Here is a 15,988-nt window from a genome sequence, read left to right as displayed (position 1 = left end):
CCGAGACGACCAGCCCGGGCCGGACCCCTTCGGGCGGGAACCCGTGATCGCGCCGCGCGGCGCCCCGGCTGATCTGCAAGTAGACGAGGCCGTCGCGGACCCGATTCCGGCGCACGACCTCCCGCATGACGACTCGCAGCGCCTCGCGCCCGACCGGCCAGCCGATCCGCACGGCCTTAAGCGAGCGATCGAGACGGTCGAGGTGTCGCGTCTCCTTCGATCAGCGCGCCGCCGTTCACCTCGCAGACGTCGTAGACGCCGTCGCCGAAGGTGAAGGCCCGGTCGTCGACCGACACGACGGCCTCCGCATGCGCGCGGTATCGGCCGTTGACATAGACAATGCGTGACAAGCGCCCGTTCCGAAACTCGTGTGCTGCCCCCGCCCCGACCGACGTGGACGCGGCCGCCGGTGGCTCGGCTTCGCTCTCTCGCGGCGAGACAAATGCCGGTTTGACCGAAATTCGATCGGCGGTCCAGCGGCCGGTCGCATTTTGCCCGACGCGGGCCTTGAGCGTTCCCACAGACTTGCAGAAATAAGGTGATGCGGACCCTGCGCCTGCAGCCGAAGCGGCGTGTTGATTTCCCGTCGCAGAGTCGTTTAGATCGCGCCGTTGGATTTCCGGATGCTCTCTATGCTCGGTCGGCAAGGCGCGGCGAAGGATTTCGCGCTCGGAGTTCGCCTCGATACGCTCATTGAGCAATCGCTTGCGATGTTCGACCGGGACATGCGGTATCTGTCGGTCAGCGAACGGTGGCTCAAGGACCGAGGGGGCGTCCCGCCTGCTCGGCTACGCCGCCGCGGAGATGATCGGCCGATCGATCGTCGCGATCATTCCGCGAAGACGGCGGGCTCGGCGTGGGCCTGGCCCTGGTGCAAAGCCTTGTCGAGCTCCATGGGGGGGGGGAGCGTCGAGGCGCTGAGCCCCGGTCGGGGAAAGGGGAGCGAGTTCATCGTGCGCCTGCCCCTCGGCCCGTCCCAGCCCGATGCTTCGCCTGCCGACCAGGAAGGACCGAATCCCTTGAACTTCCACTCGCGCGTGCTGATTGTTGACGATGACCGCGACGTGGCCGACAGCCTCGTCATGCTGTTCCAATACCTGGGCGCCGAGGTTCGATCCGCGCGGGACGGCGCGTCGGGCGTCGACGAGGCCCTATCCTTTCAGCCCGACATCGCCTTCATAGACCTGCGCATGCCCGGGATCGACGGCTACGAAACGGCGCGAAGAATCCGTGAGCGGCTCGCGGATCGCGCGCCCATGCTCGTCGCTCTGACCGGACTGGGACAGGTCCAGGACCGCCAGCGCGCAGAAGAGGCCGGCTTCGACCTCCACCTGACCAAACCGGCGTCGGTGGAGGATTTGGAGCGGGTGCTTAGCCTGAGAGGGCCCCGATCCATCAAGCCGTGAACGGCTTCAATCCAGCCGGACGGCTCTCTCGGCCCATCGACAAGAGACGCGAGCCTCGGCAAACTTGCACCGCCGCTCGCGTCGAGAGGTCCGCGAGGCGACGCGGACCGGGACAAGCCGAGGCAACAGTCGCATCCGCAGGATCGCCGCAAAACCCACTGAACAAGCGACCAAATCGACCGGAGACAGTCATGAAAGCCGTCGTGCTGCATGCTTATGGTCCGGCCTCCAGCCTGCGCTTCGAGGACGCGTCCGATCCGGCGCCGCAGGCCGGCGAGGCGCTGGTGCGCATTCATGCCGCCGGCGTCAATCCCGTCGACTGGATGTTGCAGTCGGGCGCCGTGCGCAATCTGATCCCGATCGATTTTCCGTACATCCTCGGCATAGACATGGCGGGCGTGGTCGAGGCCGTCGGCGACGCGGCTCCCGGGTTCTCGGTCGGGGATCGCGTCATGGCCCTCGCGTCCCACACCTATGCCGAGCTTTGCGTGGTCAAGGCGGAGCATCTGGTCCGAGTTCCCGAGGGGCTCGATGCGACCGACGCGGCCGCTCTCCCGCTCGTCAATCTGACCGGCGAACAGCTTGTGCAGCTCGGCGCGAAGGCAGGGCTGGGCGACACCGTGCTCGTCACCGGCGCGCTGGGCGGCGTCGGGCGATCGGCGGTCTTTGCGGCTGCGGAGATCGGCGCAATCGTGATCGCAGGCGTGCGAGCGCAGCGGCCTTCGACCATTGCCCCGGCCTTCCCACCCCCCGACGAGGTCATCGCCAGCGCCACCCGAACTCGGGCGGAGGAAGGGGCGCCCTCCACTCGCGCGAATCGCGATGACGCGACTCTTGATTGCGGAAAAATAGAAATACTGGTATGATCCCTTCGTGCGAGCCTCAGACGAAGCGCAAGCGGATCGACGCCGTCCTTAAACGGGACGCGGCCGCTTACCCGTAGATGGCCGCGTGACGAGGAAAATTCGCGCAAAAATTCTTTCGCGAACTCAAGTGTAACGCGTTGAAAGGTCACGATTCACGGGTGAATAAGAGGGTCAAGTCCGGCGCCGAATGCGTGTCGAACGCAGGTCGAACGCACGCCGAACGCCCGCTGAATGATGCCGGATGGCCGCAATGATGGAGCCGGTCCAACCTGAAGACATCATCCTAGGTCGCCGACCGCGTCCGCCGCGCTCGAGCCAAGCGCGCCGCGCAGGAGCAAAAGCCAGGCGGCTCTAAGCCTCCACCCCGAGCGACTTCAGCTTCCGGTGTAGCGCCGAGCGCTCCATGCCGATGAATTCCGCGGTGCGGGAGATGTTGCCGCCGAAACGGTTGAGCTGGGCGATCAGATAGTCGCGCTCGAACGCCTCCCGCGCCTCGCGCAACGGCAGGCTGAGCAGCCTCTCGCCGCCGATGCCGCTCGGCACCGCGGGGACGAGCGCCCCGACCTCGGCCGGCAGCATCGAGGCGGAAATCTCGGCGTTGGGGTCGCCGAGGGCGAGAATCATCAGGCGCTCGACGTTGTTGCGGAGCTGCCGGATGTTTCCCGGCCAGTCGTGCGACTGCAGCACCGCCATGGCGTCGGCGCCGATCTTCCGCGGCGTCACGCCCATGCTATGCGCGGTGAACTCGAGGAAATACTGGACGAGCTCCGGAATGTCCTCGCGCCTCTCGGCCAGCGTCGGCACCCGGATCGGCACCACCGAGAGCCGGTGGAACAGGTCTTCGCGAAACCGCCCCTCGGTGATCGCCTCGGCTAGATCCTGGCTGGTCGAGGAGATGATCCGGACATCCACGTGCACGCGCGAGGCGCCCCCGACGCGCTGAAAATTCTGGTCGACCAGGACCCGCAGGATCTTGGCCTGCGTCTCGCGCGGCATGTCGGCGACTTCATCGAGATAGAGCGTGCCGCCGTGAGCCTCCTCGAGCGCCCCGACGCGGCGCGGCCGGTCCGGCCCCTCCTCGACGCCGAACAGTTCCGCCTCCATCGTCTCCGGGGACATGGCCGGGGCGTTGACCACCACGAACGGTCCGTCGGCGCGGCTCGAGCGCTCGTGGATGAGCCGCGCGGCAAGCTCCTTGCCGGAGCCCGCGCCGCCAGAAATCAGCACGCGCGAGTTCGCCGGCCCGAGCTTGTCGATGATGCGCTTCAGGTTGGCGACGGCCGCCGAGGAGCCCACGATGCGATTGAGTGCGCCGCCGCGCGTCTTGAGGTCGTTGACCTCGCGTTTCAGTCGCGACGTCTCCAGCGCCCGGTCGGCGACCAGGATCAGGCGGTCCGCCTTGAACGGCTTTTCGATGAAGTCGTAGGCGCCGAGCTTGATCGCCGTCACCGCGGTTTCGATGTTGCCGTGGCCGGAGATCATCACCACGGGCACGCTCGGGTTCTGCTTCTTGATCGATTCGAGCAGCTGCAGCCCGTCGAGCTTCGACCCCTGCAGCCAGATGTCGAGCAGAATGAGCTGCGGCCGGCGGGATTCGATGGCCGCCAGCGCTTCGTCGGAGTTGCGCGCCGCGCGCGGCTGGTGGCCCTCGTCCTCCAGGATGCCGCCGACAAGCTCGCGAATGTCGTCTTCGTCGTCGACGATCAGAATGTCTGCAGCCATCAGCGTGTCCCGGTCTTTTCGTCCCGCGGCTCAGCGGCGTCGCCAGAAGCGCCCGCGAGCGGCAGTTTCATCAGCACCATCGCCCCCCGCCCCCCGTCGGCGCGGGTAAGCCCGTCGAGCAGGTCGACCCCGCCGCCGTGGTCCTCGAAGATCTTGACCACGATCGGCAGCCCGAGCCCCGTCCCCTCCGCGCGCGTCGTCACGTAAGGCTCGACCAGGCGGTTGCGGTCCTCGGTGGGGAAGCCCTTGCCGTTGTCGCTGACGGCGATCTCGATGAAGCCTCCGACGTCCGCCTCCAGCGTCACAAGGACGCGCCCGCGCTCGTGGCCCTCGCCCAGCGCGTCGATGCCCTCGGACGCATTCTTGAGAACGTTGGTCAGCGCCTGCGAGATGAGGCGCCGGTCGAAGTCCGTTATGACCGGACCGTCCGGCAGACGCTCCTCGAAGGCGATGTCCGCCCGCCCGACCCGCATGAGAAACACCGCCTGGCGCACGCAATCGTTGAGGTCGTCGCGCCCCGGGCGCGCCTTCGGCATGCGGGCGAAGGACGAGAACTCGTCGACCATTCGCTTGATGTCGTCGACCTGGCGGATGATCGTGTCGGTGCACTGGTCGAAGACGTCCTTGCCCTCGACGATGTGCCGGCCGTAGCGGCGCTTGAGCCGCTCGGCGGAAAGCTGGATCGGCGTCAGCGGGTTCTTGATCTCGTGGGCGATGCGCCGGGCGACGTCGGCCCAGGCGGCGGTGCGCTGCGCCGTGACCAGATCGCTGATGTCGTCGAGGGTGATGACGCTGCCCGCCTCGCCGCGCCCGGGACTGCCGGTGACGCGGACGTTGAGGATGCGCTCGCGGCCGTCGCGAAGCACGGTCGCCTGCCCCTGGTGCAGGCGCGCGCGCGACAATCGCGCCTGCTCCCAGATGAGGCCGATGCTGTGATGGATCGAGGCGAGCGGACGGCCGACGAGCCCGCCATCGCCGCCCAGAAGCCGTTCTGCGGCCGCGTTGCAGACCGTGATGACTCCGTCCTTGTCGACGCCGACGACGCCCGCCGGAACTCCCGAGAGAACCGCCTCGATGAAGGCGCGCCGCTCGTCGTTCAGCGCGTTGGCCTCGATCAGCCCCGTCTGCTGGCGCAAGAGCTCCGCCGTCATCTTGTTGAACGTGGCCCCGAGATGGCCCAGATCGCCGTCGGAAGCGCGCGCCGGCACCTGCACGTGCAAATTGCCCGACCCGACCTCGTCCGCAGCGCGAATCAGCCGGCGGATCGGCCCGACCAACCGGTTCGCCCAGGCGAGCCCGAGCCAGATCGCCGAAAACAGCATGGTCAGCGCCAGCATCACGAATACGGTGGCGAAGCCGAGCTCGAGGCTGCGCCGGTGCGCCTCGAACCGGCCCCACATGTTCGACACGATCTCGGCGTCCTCGGCGACTTTGGCCGCCAACGGATCGATGCCGCGCGCGGCGTAGAGGAACTGGCCTTCGGCGCCGGGGATCGGACGGATGGCGACGAAGATGTTGCCCGCGCCGAGGAATCCGCACTGGTTTTCGCCAGCGAGCGCGTCCTGGAAATCGGACGGGTCGGGTTTGGCGATCAGCTTGGCGTCCGAGCCGTCGGCGATCGCCAGCGGATTGCCGTCGCTCTTCATCAGGGCGGCGGCGCCGAAGCCGAGGGTCTTCGACCGCGAGCTGAAGTACGTCTGGAACTGGGTTGGGTCGGAGCGCAGCAGCAACGCGCTGCGGGCGATGTCGCCCGCCGTCAGCTCGACGTCACGCAGGAGCGCGCGACACTGGGACTCGCGGTAGAGCTGCGAGGCCTGGTTGGACTCGTTGATGAAGGCCGCAACGTCGCTCATGAAGCGCGGGTTGATCGCCCATTCGACCGACACGGTCGCCACGATGGCGGTGACGATGGCCGGAATGGCCGCGACCAGCGAAAAGAGCGCAACGAACCGGCTGTGCAGGCGCGCGCCTGCACGCGCCGCCCGGCGCGCGGCCATGAGCCGGTTGAGTTCGATCCCGATCAGGACGATCAGGACGAGGACGACGAGCCCGTCCCCAACCAGAAGCATCGAGACGACCGTCTGGGTCGGCAGGATCGGCGTGAAGCCGGCGAAGACCAGGAAGGTCGCGAGCGCGAGCACGAAGGCCGCGCCGACCGCGATCGGACCAAACCGGGCCGTCGGCCCGCTGTCGTCGAAAGGCGCCGCCCCCTGGCCGCCCGAACTCTTTTTCGCGCCCGTCACAATCCCGAATCCGCCTGCCGCCTCGGGTCGCTTCAAACGTCCCGAGACTCGTGGCAATCCTGCAACAGATGTTGCGCAATTGCGACGAATTGGGGGCGAGTTCGCACAAGCCTAGCATGACGGCGTCACATCCCGTTCCATCAGTTCCCAGATGTAGCGCGTGTAAGGAAAACGCCGCGCGCCTTGGAGCGACGGTTTGCCGCGTGGAGCAGTGTACGCGATGCGGCGTGATTCATGGAGATACGCCGACCGTCCGGCTCGCTCGACCTACCGAAAGGTCGGCATCTCGCGCAGGTTGAGGTCGCGGATCTTCTTGCGCAGCGTGTTGCGGTTGAGCCCCAGGATCTCCGCCGCCTTGATCTGGTTGCCGCGGGTCAGCCCGAGGGTCGCCGCGATCAGCGGCGCCTCGAGGTCGTGCAGGACGCGGTGATAGAGGCCGACCTGCGGATTCGCGCCGCCGAAGGAACGGAACAGTTCGCCGATCGCGCGCTCCATCGCCGAGTTGAAGCCGTCGCCGCCGCCAATCGACACGGGCGCCGCGGCCCTCTGACGCAGATCCTCGCCCGGGGTCGGCGCAGGCGCGTTCGAGGGCGCGCTTCCGGCGCTGAGCTCGGCCTCGATCAGCGCGTCGCCGATGACGTCCTGAGGGTAGAGCGCAGCGAGGCGCCGGGTCAGGTTCTCCAGTTCGCGCACGTTCCCCGGCCACGGATAGCGCTTCATCCGCTCCATCGCCGCCTGCTCGATTGACTTCAACGGCAGGCCTTCGGCCGCGCCCCGCTGGAAGAAGGCGCGCACCAGGTCCGGGATGTCCTCCGGCCGCTCACGCAAGGGTGGCAGCCGGATCGGAACGACGTTCAGGCGGAAGAACAGGTCCTCGCGGAACGCGCCCTGCTGAATGGCGAAGCGCAGGTCCTTGTTGGTCGCCGCGACGATGCGGACATTGGTCTTGATCGGAGTGCGGCCGCCGACGGTCGTGTATTCGCCCTGCTGCAGCACGCGCAAGAGGCGGGTCTGCGCCTCCATCGGCATGTCGCCGATCTCGTCGAGGAAGAGCGTCCCCCCTTCGGCCTGTTCGAAGCGGCCGACGGAGCGCGCCGCGGCGCCGGTAAAGGCGCCCTTCTCGTGGCCGAACAGCTCGCTTTCGATCAAGTCGCGTGGGATGGCCGCCATGTTGATTGCGACAAACGGCCCAACCTTGCGCTTGCCGTAATCGTGCAGGGCGCGGGCGACGAGCTCCTTGCCGGTCCCCGATTCGCCGGAAATCATCACGGTGAGGTCGGTCTGCATCAGCCGCGCCAGCACGCGGAAGATGTCCTGCATGGCGGCCGAACGGCCGACGATCGGCATGACCTCGGCTGGGAGATGATCGTCGGGCTCCTCGCGGCGGCGCTTCGGCTCGGCGAGCGCGCGCCCGACGATCGAGACAAGCTCGCGCAGGTCGAAGGGCTTCGGCAGATATTCGTAGGCGCCGCGCTCGGACGCCTTGATCGCCGTCATGAACGTGTTCTGCGCGCTCATCACGATGATCGGCAGGTCGGGACGGACGCGCTTGATGCGGGGCAGAAGATCGAAGGCGTTGTCGTCGGGCATCACGACGTCGGTGATGACGAGGTCCCCTTCGCCGGCCGCAACCCACCGCCAGAGTCCCGCGACCGTGCCCGTCGACCGGACCTCGTAGCCGGCCCGCGTCAGCGCCTGATTCAGTACGGTGCGAATTCCGGCATCGTCGTCGGCAACCAGAATCTGGCCTGACGGCATACCCAAAGCTCCTTCGCCATCCACGCTCGGGGCCTTCTTCTCAGGCCGAGGCTCGTGCGCGCATCGACGGCAAAGGCATCAGGACGCGGAAGATCGTTCTGCGCGGATGCGACTCACACTCGACGATGCCGCCGTGATCGCCGACGAGCTTCGCAACCAGTGCAAGACCCAGACCAGACCCCTGAGCCTTGGTCGTCACGAAGGGGTCGAACAGGTTGGCGGCGATTTCGGGCGGAATTCCAGGACCGTTGTCGCGAACGCAGATCTCGAGGGGCAGCGAGACCGACTCGGCGTTCTCTCCAGCGCGCAACCGCACCCCCGGCCGGTAAGCCGTAGTGAGAGTGATCTCGCCGTCAATGCCATCGTGGCCAATGGCTTCCGAGGCATTCTTGATCAAATTCAGGAAGACCTGGATCAACTGATCGCGCGATCCCTGGATGTGCGGCAGCGAAGGGTCGTAGATCTCCGAAAAGCGAACGTGCCGGGCGAACCCGGCCTGCGCGAGACGCTTCACATGATCGAGCACGGCGTGAATATTCAGGCTTTCCCACTGGGCCGGCGTCGAATCGGCGAAGGACTGCATCCGGTCGACCAGTTTCACGATCCGGTCGGTCTCGTCGCAAATCAGACGCGTCAGCGCGCGATCCTCGTCGCCGACGCTCGCCTCGAGAAGCTGCGCGGCACCGCGAATGCCCGACAGCGGGTTCTTGATTTCGTGTGCGAGCATGGCGCCGAGCGCAGTGACTGAGCGCGCAGCGCTTCGATGCGTCAGTTGCCTGTCTATTTTTTCAGCAATTGCCCTTTCTTGCAGCATGATCGCCACGGAGTCGACGGGTTGCGGCAGAGGCGCGATGAAAACATCGACAGGTCCGCGATTGCCGGTTCTCGGCGTGGAAATGTCGATCTTGTAGCCCGCGACCGTCGCGTGGTTCTTGCGCGCGTCCGAGACGAGACCGAAGACCGTCGAGCCGAACGGCAGGAGGTCGCTCAGGCGCGACCGAAGCAGCGCCCCGTGGCCCATATCGAAAAAGGTCTCGGCGGCGGTGTTGGCCTCGGTCACGAGACCCTGCCCGTCCACCGTGATCAGCGGTTGGGCCAGCGCGTTGAGCACCTTGGCCGGGTCGGACCGGGCCCTGTGGAACGCCGCGGTCACGCCGCGTCCTCCAGCGTCTCGCCGTCGAAGGCCTGGCCGAGCAGCGTCCGCGCGCATTCGGGATCGTCGGTCGTCACCTGTTCGCGCCGGAGCGACGCCGGCGCGGCGACAGCCTCCGCGTAGGCGGCGAGGTGCTTGCGCGCATGGCGGAGGCCCGCGCGCGATCCGAGCTTCGTCAAGAGCCAGTCGAGGTGCTCGATCGCCGCGGCGCGCCGCTCCTCGACCGGCGGGGGGCGAAGCGGTCCGCCTTCGGCGAGCGCGCGCGAGACCGCGCCGACGAGCCAGGGCGCCCCGACCGCCGCGCGGCCGATCATCACGCCGGGCGCGCCGGACTGGGCGAGCATGGCGCGCGCGTCCTCGGCGCCGGCGCAGTCGCCGTTAACGATCACCGGCACGGACACCGCCTCGACCACGGCGCGGGCGGCGCTCCAGTCGGCCCGGCCGTCGTAGAACTGCGCCCGCGTCCGGCCGTGGACCGTCACCATCCTGACGCCGGCGCGTTCGGCGCGCTTGGCGAGCTCGGGCGCGTTGATCGTGGCCGCGTCCCAGCCGAGGCGCATCTTGAGTGTGACGGGAACGGACGCCGCGTCAACGACGGCCGAGATCACGCGCTCGGCGTAGTCCAGGTCGCGCATCAGCGCCGCACCGGCCAGCGCCCCGGAGACCCGGCGGGCCGGGCAGCCCATGTTGAGGTCGATGATCGCCGCGCCGGCGCTCTCTACCCGGCGCGCCGTCTCCGCCATGGCCTTTGGCTCGCGCCCGACGAGCTGGACCGCGTGCGGCGACACGCCCTCACCTTCGGCGCGCATCGAGGCCTCGGTGTCGCCGTCGAGATAGGTCTCGGCCGCCACCATTTCGGAATACGCCAGCGCTGCCCCGAACCGCCGGGCGGCGCGGCGCATGCCCAGATCGGAAACGCCCGACATGGGCGCGAGCATGGCCGCGCCGTCGAGCCGGATCGGGCCGACCGCGATCGCATTGCGGCTGCCTATGTTTTGAGCAATTTTCATGTTGCCTATACTGTAGCCATCGATCCGCCGAACGCAAGGATCACGCGCGCGTTTCGCGCATTATCGTTTTTTCGCCATCAGGCCGATTTCAGATGCCTGTCGCCCAAGGGCAAACGGAAGGAGCGTTCCGGTGAACAGGGTGAGTTTCCGAACGGCGTCGGCGCCCGCTCTTGTCATTGCGACGCTCGCGGCGGCGGCGACGCCGTCGGGGGCGGTCGTGACCGTCGACCTGCCGAATCCGTGTTCGGATCGGAACACGTTGCAGGCCATTGCGCCCGACGCCCAGCTGAACGCCATTAAGCTGTACTACAAGGGGTTCATTCGTAGCAGCGGCAATGCGGACAGGCAGGCCTGTCTCGAAGCTCATGTCCTCATGGACGACCAGTTCGCTGTGATCAACACGACACGCGACCTCGTGGTGAGCAAATGCCTAGCCATCGACGTCGCAGCCCAAATGGCGACGGAGGGCGTCTGCCCGTGAAGCCGGCTTGACGACGTTGCGCCCCTCGCCGAGAGGTAGCGCCATGACGACGCCCGACTCGCCCAAAACCCTCGACGCAATTATCGCCGATCTTTGCGCCCGCGCCTCCGCCGGACGCACCATCTGTCCGACAGACGCGGCCAAGGCATCCGCGGACGCGCGCGGCGACGGCGAACTTGGCTGGCGCTCGCATCTTTCAGCCGTGCGCCGCGCCGCGGTTCGCCTCGCGATCGACGGAAGGCTGGTGATCTACCGAAAGGGCAAGATGGTCGATCCGACCGATTTCCGCGGCGTGTACCGCCTCGGCGCGCCTTCGGCGGAATGACGGCGCGACGGCGCCCGCCAAGTTGTCAGAATCAAAATCCGTGGGGCGTGACGGCGACCCTTAGCGAACAATGACGCGCACCGCCAAAGACCTCGAGCGCAGTCGGCCGGAGTGCGCAAGAAGCGGCTGCCAGCGGCAGATGTTCTACCCTCAGCGCTTCAGGCGCCGCTCGCGACCGGGGCGGCGTCCTGCGGCCCCGGGAACAGGCGGTCGATGCGGCCGGTCGCGCGACAGATCGCGAGGCCAACCCATTCCTTCGCCGCCGTCGCGAAAGTCCGGATGTTTTCCGCCGCGTCGAGCGACCAGATGACGGGCTTGCCGGGGCCGAGCGTCCGAAAAGCCACTGGATAGGCGACGACTTCGAACCCGGCCTTCTCGAATAGCCCCATCGATCGGGGCATGTGAAACCCGGACGTCACCAGGAGCCACCGTTGGCCGGGCTCAGGGTGAACCAAAGCGGCGGTGAACCTGGCGTTCTCGTCGGTGTTGCGGGAATTCTGCTCCAGGGTCACCCGGGACGGGTCGACGCCGAGATCGACCAGGAGTTTCTTGGCCTCCTGCGCTTCCACGTTGTCTCCGCCCGAGATCAGCGAGCCGTTCCCACCCGTGAACACGATGCGCGCCGCGGGATACCGGCGGGCCAGATTCGCCGCCTCAGTGACGCGCTCGCCCTCGTCGAACACGGCCTGCCGGCGCGCATCGCTTTCGGCGCCCTTGAGCGCCCCGCCCAGAATGATCAGTCCGTAAGGCGGGGCCAAGTCCGCGGACGGCTCGGGGAAACGGTCCTCGAGGGGCGCAACGATGAGGCGGCCGACAGGAGTGAGAGCGATGACAATGAGCGCTAGAGCCGAAAAGATCGCGAGCCAGCGCCCGAATCGGGCGGCGCGGCCGAAAGACAAAATCGCGCCCGCAAGCGCCAGGAACAGCAACAGCGGGACAGGCGAAAGGAATGCCTCGTAAAGCTTCGAAAGGATGAAAAACATCCGCCCCTCCTCGACGGACGCCCTTCTCGCAGCCGTCGACGCTTGTCGCAACCCGTTCGGCCGGCCTAGTGTCGGCTTCGATCCAGAGGAAGCCTGCACGATGTTCCATCGCGACGTAGTCGGCGCCATCGGCCGGACGCCGCTTATCCGGCTCCGCGCCGCGTCCGAAGCGACCGGTTGCACGATCCTCGGCAAGGCCGAGTTCATGAACCCCGGCGGCTCGGTCAAGGATCGCGCGGCGCTCGCGATCATCAGGGACGCGATCGCGCGCGGCGCGTTGCGTCCGGGCGGCGTCATCGTCGAGGGCACGGCGGGCAACACCGGAATCGGCATTGCGATGGTCGCGGGCGCGCTCGGCTTCCGGTCTGTCATTGTGATTCCGAACACCCAGTCTCAGGAAAAAAAGGACATGCTGCGGCTCGCCGGCGCCGAGCTGGTCGAGGTGCCCGCGGTCCCCTATTCCAATCCCAATAACTACGTCCGCTATTCGGGGCGTCTGGCCGAGGCGCTCGCCAGGACCGAGCGGGGCGGCGCCGTCTGGGCGAACCAGTTCGACAATGTCGCCAACCGGCGCGGCCATTACGAGACGACGGGCCCGGAAATCTTCAACGACCTCGATGGCAAGGTGGACGGCTTCGTCAGCGCCGTCGGCTCTGGCGGAACGCTCGCGGGGGTCGGCATGGCGCTCAAAGAGCGCAACCGCGACATTAGGATCGCGCTCGCCGACCCGCCGGGGGCCGCACTCTATTCCTATTACACGACCGGGGAGCTCAAGGCCTCCGGCTCGTCGATCACGGAGGGCATCGGCCAGGGGCGCGTGACCGCCAATCTCGAAGGCGCGCCCGTGGACGTCGCCTACCAGATCCCGGACGAGGAGGCGCTGGAGATCGTCTTCGATCTCGTCGTCCAAGAGGGCCTGCTTCTCGGGGGGTCCTCCGGGGTCAACATCGCCGGCGCGATCCGGCTCGCGCGCGAACTCGGGCCCGGCCGCACCATCGTCACGCTCCTTTGCGATTCCGGCGCCCGCTACGCCTCGAAACTGTTCAACCCGGCCTTTCTGCGCGAGAAGAACCTGCCCGTCCCGCGCTGGCTCGAAGCGAAGGGCCGTGCGCCCGAGGTGTTCGTTCCATGACCGAGACCCTGTTCCGCGACGACGCCTACCGGCGCGAGGCCCCGGCGACGGTCTTGTTCGCGGATGAGCGCGGCGTGGCGCTCGACCGCACGGTGTTCTACCCCCAGGGCGGCGGGCAGCCGGGCGATCAGGGCGACCTCGTTGTGGGAGGTGGTGCGACCATCCCGATCGTCAACACGATCTACGACGCCGACCGCAAGACCATCCTGCACGTTCCCGCGGAAGGCGTCGCCCTTCCCGCTTCCGGCGCCGCCGTTGTCGCCCGGATCGACTGGGACCGGCGCTACAAGCGGATGCGCGCCCATACGGCGCTGCATCTGCTCTCCGTCGCCCTGCCCTATCCGGTAACCGGCGGTTCGGTCGGCGACGCGGAAGGCCGCCTCGACTTCGACTGCGAGGCGACGCTCGACAAGGGCGAGGTCGAACGCAAGCTCAATGAACTGATCGCCCTCGACGCGCCGGTCGGCCAGAGCTGGATCACCGACGAGGCGCTTGACGCCAATCCCGCGCTCGTGAAAACCATGTCGGTCAAGCCTCCGCGCGGCAGCGGCCGGGTCCGCCTCGTGGCTATCGAAAACCTGGACCTTCAGCCCTGCGGCGGAACCCACGTCGCGCGCACCGGTGAGATCGGGCGGGCGACCGTCACCCAGATCGAGAAGAAGGGACGGATCAATCGCAGGGTCCGGATCGTTCTCTCGGCGCAATGATTTGGCCTCACCCATGACCTCTCGCAATTTGTGCACGACGGCGGAGCTCGCCGCCGAACTCGGCGGCGCAGATGTGGGCGTCATCGACGCCTCCTGGCATCTGCCCAACACCGGCCGGTTCGGGGCGAGGGAGTTCCCGCTCGCCCACATTCCCGGCGCCGTCTTTTTCGACATCGACGCGATCGCCGACCAGGACAGCGGGCTGCCGCACATGCTGCCCAAACCCGACCACTTGGCCGCGGAAATGACCAAGCTCGGCCTCGGCGACGGCATGCGCTTCGTCATCTACGACGTGCTCGGTCTGTTCGCGGCGGCGCGCGTCTGGTGGACGCTCCGGGCCTACGGCGCCAAGGACGTGCGCATTCTCGAAGGCGGATTGACGAAATGGATCGTCGAAGGACGCCCGCTCGAGAAGGGCGACGCCCATCCGAAGCCGCGGACGTTCACGCCGCGGCTCGAACACAAGTTCGTGGCCTCGCTCGACGAGGTCCGCGCGGCGCTGGCGAGCGGAGCGGCGCAGGTGGTCGACGCTCGTCCGGCCGACCGCTTTCGCGGCGACACGCCCGAGCCCCGGCCGGGATTGAAGAGCGGACACATGCCCGGCAGCCTCAACCTGCCGTTCAGCGAGGTGGTCGAGCATGGCCGGCTGAAACCGCCTGAAGCGCTGAAGGCGATCTTCGCCGCGCACAAGGTCGACCTCGGAAAGCCGATCATCACCACCTGCGGCTCCGGCGTCAGCGCGGCGATCCTGGCGCTCGCCGCCGAGGAGGCCGGGGGCAAGCTCGAGGGCCTGTACGACGGCTCCTGGGCGGAATGGGGCGCGCGCGCGGATTGCGCGGTCGCGACCGGGGCGGACTGACCCCGCCGCAGTTGCGTTTCCGAATCGAGACGACCGACGTCAATCTCGAAACGATCGGAGCGGAGTCGCGCGGGCGCCCGAAACGGGCGCCTTCGGCCCTCCCCGACGGCGCGGGACAATTGACGGCAATCCCGAAGACGTCCGAATGTGCGCGTGCGGCGGCGCATCCCACGCGAAGGCGCCGCGCGCACGGAGGACCGTTCCATGGATTATCGCAAGGCGTTTCGTGTCGACCCGGACAGCAAGCTGAAGCTCGACAAGATCGATCCGGCCTATACTGGTAAACACGAGTCGGAGCAGGCGGCCCTGGAGGAGATCGACGCCTGCAAGCACAAGCTGACCAAGCAGCAGGGTCTGCTCTACGCCGAACACAAACACTCGGTCCTGGTCGTTCTGCAGGCGCTTGACGCGGGCGGCAAGGACGGAACGATCAAGCACGTCTTCACCTCCGTCAACCCGCAGGGCACGAGCGTCGTTGGCTTCAAGCAGCCGACCCCGGCCGAGCTGGCGCACGATTTTCTCTGGCGCGTCCACCCCCATGCGCCGGGAAAGGGGGAAATCGCCATTTTCAATCGCTCGTTCTACGAAGACGTGCTCGTCACCCGCGTCCACAAGATGATCGACAAGGCGACGTGGACGGCGCGTTGCGAGCGGATCCGCGAGTTTGAAACGCTGCTCATGGAAAACGGAACGACCATTCTCAAGTTCTTCCTGCACATCAGCAAGGAAGAGCAGCTCGCGCGCTTTGCCCAGCGCCTCGAAGACCCGCACCGGAACTGGAAGATCAGCGAATCTGATTATACGGAACGCGCGTTCTGGGACGACTACATCGAGGCGTTCGAGGATGCGATCGAGGCGACAAGCACGAAGCACGCGCCTTGGTATGTGATCCCGTCGAACCACAAGTGGTTCCGCAACCTTGCCGTATCGCAGATCATGGCGGACACGATGGAGGACCTAAAGCTCGCCTATCCGAAGCCCACGGTCGACCTCGACGACATCCGGCGAAAGTATCACGCGGCGGTGAAAGAGGAAAAATCCGGTAAGAAGAAGGCGTGAGGCCGCGGAGCGCGAGTCCCCTCCCCGGCTCGGTCCAGCGAATTCTATCGAACCCGTGATGCGGCCGGCTATCGCAAAAACAACGCCGCACGAGGCGAGATCGCCGACGCCATGCCCTACCTTTGGTCGACCTTCCTTCTGCTCCTGCTTCTATGCGCCGCCTCGGCGGCGGGTTATTTCGTCAAGAGCCGGCTTCCCGAACGGCACCGCTCGCGCGACTCGTTCGAGTTCGTGCAGCTGAGCATCAACCTCCTCGTCACCTTCACGGCGATCGTGCTCGGCCT

The 15,988-nt window shown here is 67.1% G+C and carries 14 protein-coding genes and 1 pseudogene; 8 read left to right on the top strand and 7 right to left on the bottom strand.

What is annotated here, in order from left to right:
* Window positions 1-350 (bottom strand): annotated as a pseudogene (locus ACLP25_RS15570) (aminotransferase class IV); the annotation flags it as partial.
* 273 nt (window positions 351-623) lie between these two features.
* Here ACLP25_RS15570 and ACLP25_RS15565 point away from each other — a divergent pair.
* On the top strand, window positions 624-1,406 hold the full coding sequence (locus ACLP25_RS15565) for a response regulator (protein ID WP_442470094.1): 783 nt from the start codon (window positions 624-626) through the stop codon (window positions 1,404-1,406).
* A 191-nt stretch (window positions 1,407-1,597) separates the two neighbouring features.
* The gene (locus tag ACLP25_RS15560) at window positions 1,598-2,272 is read left to right on the top strand and encodes an NADP-dependent oxidoreductase (RefSeq protein ID WP_442470093.1); all 675 of its coding nucleotides are present in this window, start codon (window positions 1,598-1,600) and stop codon (window positions 2,270-2,272) included.
* Window positions 2,273-2,623: 351 nt separating this feature from the next.
* On the opposite strand, the gene ntrX is transcribed toward ACLP25_RS15560, so the two are convergent.
* From ntrX to dusB, 5 genes are all read right to left on the bottom strand, one after another.
* Window positions 2,624-3,994 carry a nitrogen assimilation response regulator NtrX gene (gene ntrX / locus ACLP25_RS15555; protein WP_442470092.1) on the bottom strand — a complete coding sequence of 457 codons (1,371 nt, stop codon included), beginning with the start codon at window positions 3,992-3,994 and terminating at the stop codon, window positions 2,624-2,626.
* Window positions 3,994-6,237, bottom strand: coding sequence for an ATP-binding protein (locus tag ACLP25_RS15550; RefSeq protein ID WP_442470091.1), 2,244 nt, complete (start codon window positions 6,235-6,237; stop codon window positions 3,994-3,996). The genes ntrX and ACLP25_RS15550 overlap by 1 nt, the downstream gene beginning before the upstream one ends.
* A gap of 267 nt (window positions 6,238-6,504) precedes the next feature.
* On the bottom strand, window positions 6,505-7,995 hold the full coding sequence (ntrC, locus tag ACLP25_RS15545) for a nitrogen regulation protein NR(I) (protein ID WP_442470090.1): 1,491 nt from the start codon (window positions 7,993-7,995) through the stop codon (window positions 6,505-6,507).
* Window positions 7,996-8,035: 40 nt separating this feature from the next.
* Window positions 8,036-9,148, bottom strand: a complete 1,113-nt coding sequence (locus ACLP25_RS15540; protein ID WP_442470089.1) for a two-component system sensor histidine kinase NtrB — start codon at window positions 9,146-9,148, stop codon at window positions 8,036-8,038.
* On the bottom strand, window positions 9,145-10,158 hold the full coding sequence (gene dusB, locus ACLP25_RS15535) for a tRNA dihydrouridine synthase DusB (RefSeq protein WP_442470088.1): 1,014 nt from the start codon (window positions 10,156-10,158) through the stop codon (window positions 9,145-9,147). Before dusB ends, ACLP25_RS15540 begins: the two co-directional genes overlap by 4 nt.
* Window positions 10,159-10,288: 130 nt before the next feature.
* Here dusB and ACLP25_RS15530 point away from each other — a divergent pair, with 130 nt between their 5' ends.
* Window positions 10,289-10,639: a hypothetical protein gene (locus ACLP25_RS15530; RefSeq protein ID WP_442470087.1), complete on the top strand. Its 351-nt coding sequence runs from the start codon at window positions 10,289-10,291 to the stop codon at window positions 10,637-10,639.
* A gap of 43 nt (window positions 10,640-10,682) precedes the next feature.
* Window positions 10,683-10,964 (top strand): DUF3253 domain-containing protein, encoded by a 282-nt coding sequence (locus ACLP25_RS15525; RefSeq protein WP_442470086.1) that lies wholly within the window; start codon window positions 10,683-10,685, stop codon window positions 10,962-10,964.
* 158 nt (window positions 10,965-11,122) lie between these two features.
* On the opposite strand, the gene ACLP25_RS15520 is transcribed toward ACLP25_RS15525, so the two are convergent.
* Window positions 11,123-11,947, bottom strand: coding sequence for a YdcF family protein (locus ACLP25_RS15520; protein WP_442470085.1), 825 nt, complete (start codon window positions 11,945-11,947; stop codon window positions 11,123-11,125).
* Between the two features lie 100 nt (window positions 11,948-12,047).
* On the opposite strand from ACLP25_RS15520, the gene ACLP25_RS15515 reads away from it, so the two are divergent.
* From ACLP25_RS15515 to ACLP25_RS15500, 4 genes are all read left to right on the top strand, one after another.
* Window positions 12,048-13,079 (top strand): cysteine synthase A, encoded by a 1,032-nt coding sequence (locus tag ACLP25_RS15515; protein ID WP_442470095.1) that lies wholly within the window; start codon window positions 12,048-12,050, stop codon window positions 13,077-13,079.
* Complete coding sequence (locus ACLP25_RS15510) at window positions 13,076-13,786, top strand: alanyl-tRNA editing protein (protein ID WP_442470084.1); 711 nt, start codon at window positions 13,076-13,078, stop codon at window positions 13,784-13,786. Before ACLP25_RS15515 ends, ACLP25_RS15510 begins: the two co-directional genes overlap by 4 nt.
* A 13-nt stretch (window positions 13,787-13,799) precedes the next feature.
* Window positions 13,800-14,645, top strand: coding sequence for a 3-mercaptopyruvate sulfurtransferase (gene sseA, locus ACLP25_RS15505; protein ID WP_442470083.1), 846 nt, complete (start codon window positions 13,800-13,802; stop codon window positions 14,643-14,645).
* 204 nt (window positions 14,646-14,849) lie between these two features.
* Window positions 14,850-15,704, top strand: coding sequence for a polyphosphate kinase 2 family protein (locus ACLP25_RS15500; RefSeq protein WP_442470082.1), 855 nt, complete (start codon window positions 14,850-14,852; stop codon window positions 15,702-15,704).
* Window positions 15,705-15,988: the final 284 nt, after the last annotated feature.

This window comes from Roseiarcus sp. (assembly GCF_052145395.1).
Classification (GTDB): domain Bacteria; phylum Pseudomonadota; class Alphaproteobacteria; order Rhizobiales; family Beijerinckiaceae; genus Roseiarcus.
This window is presented reverse-complemented; position numbering and strand designations above follow the sequence as displayed.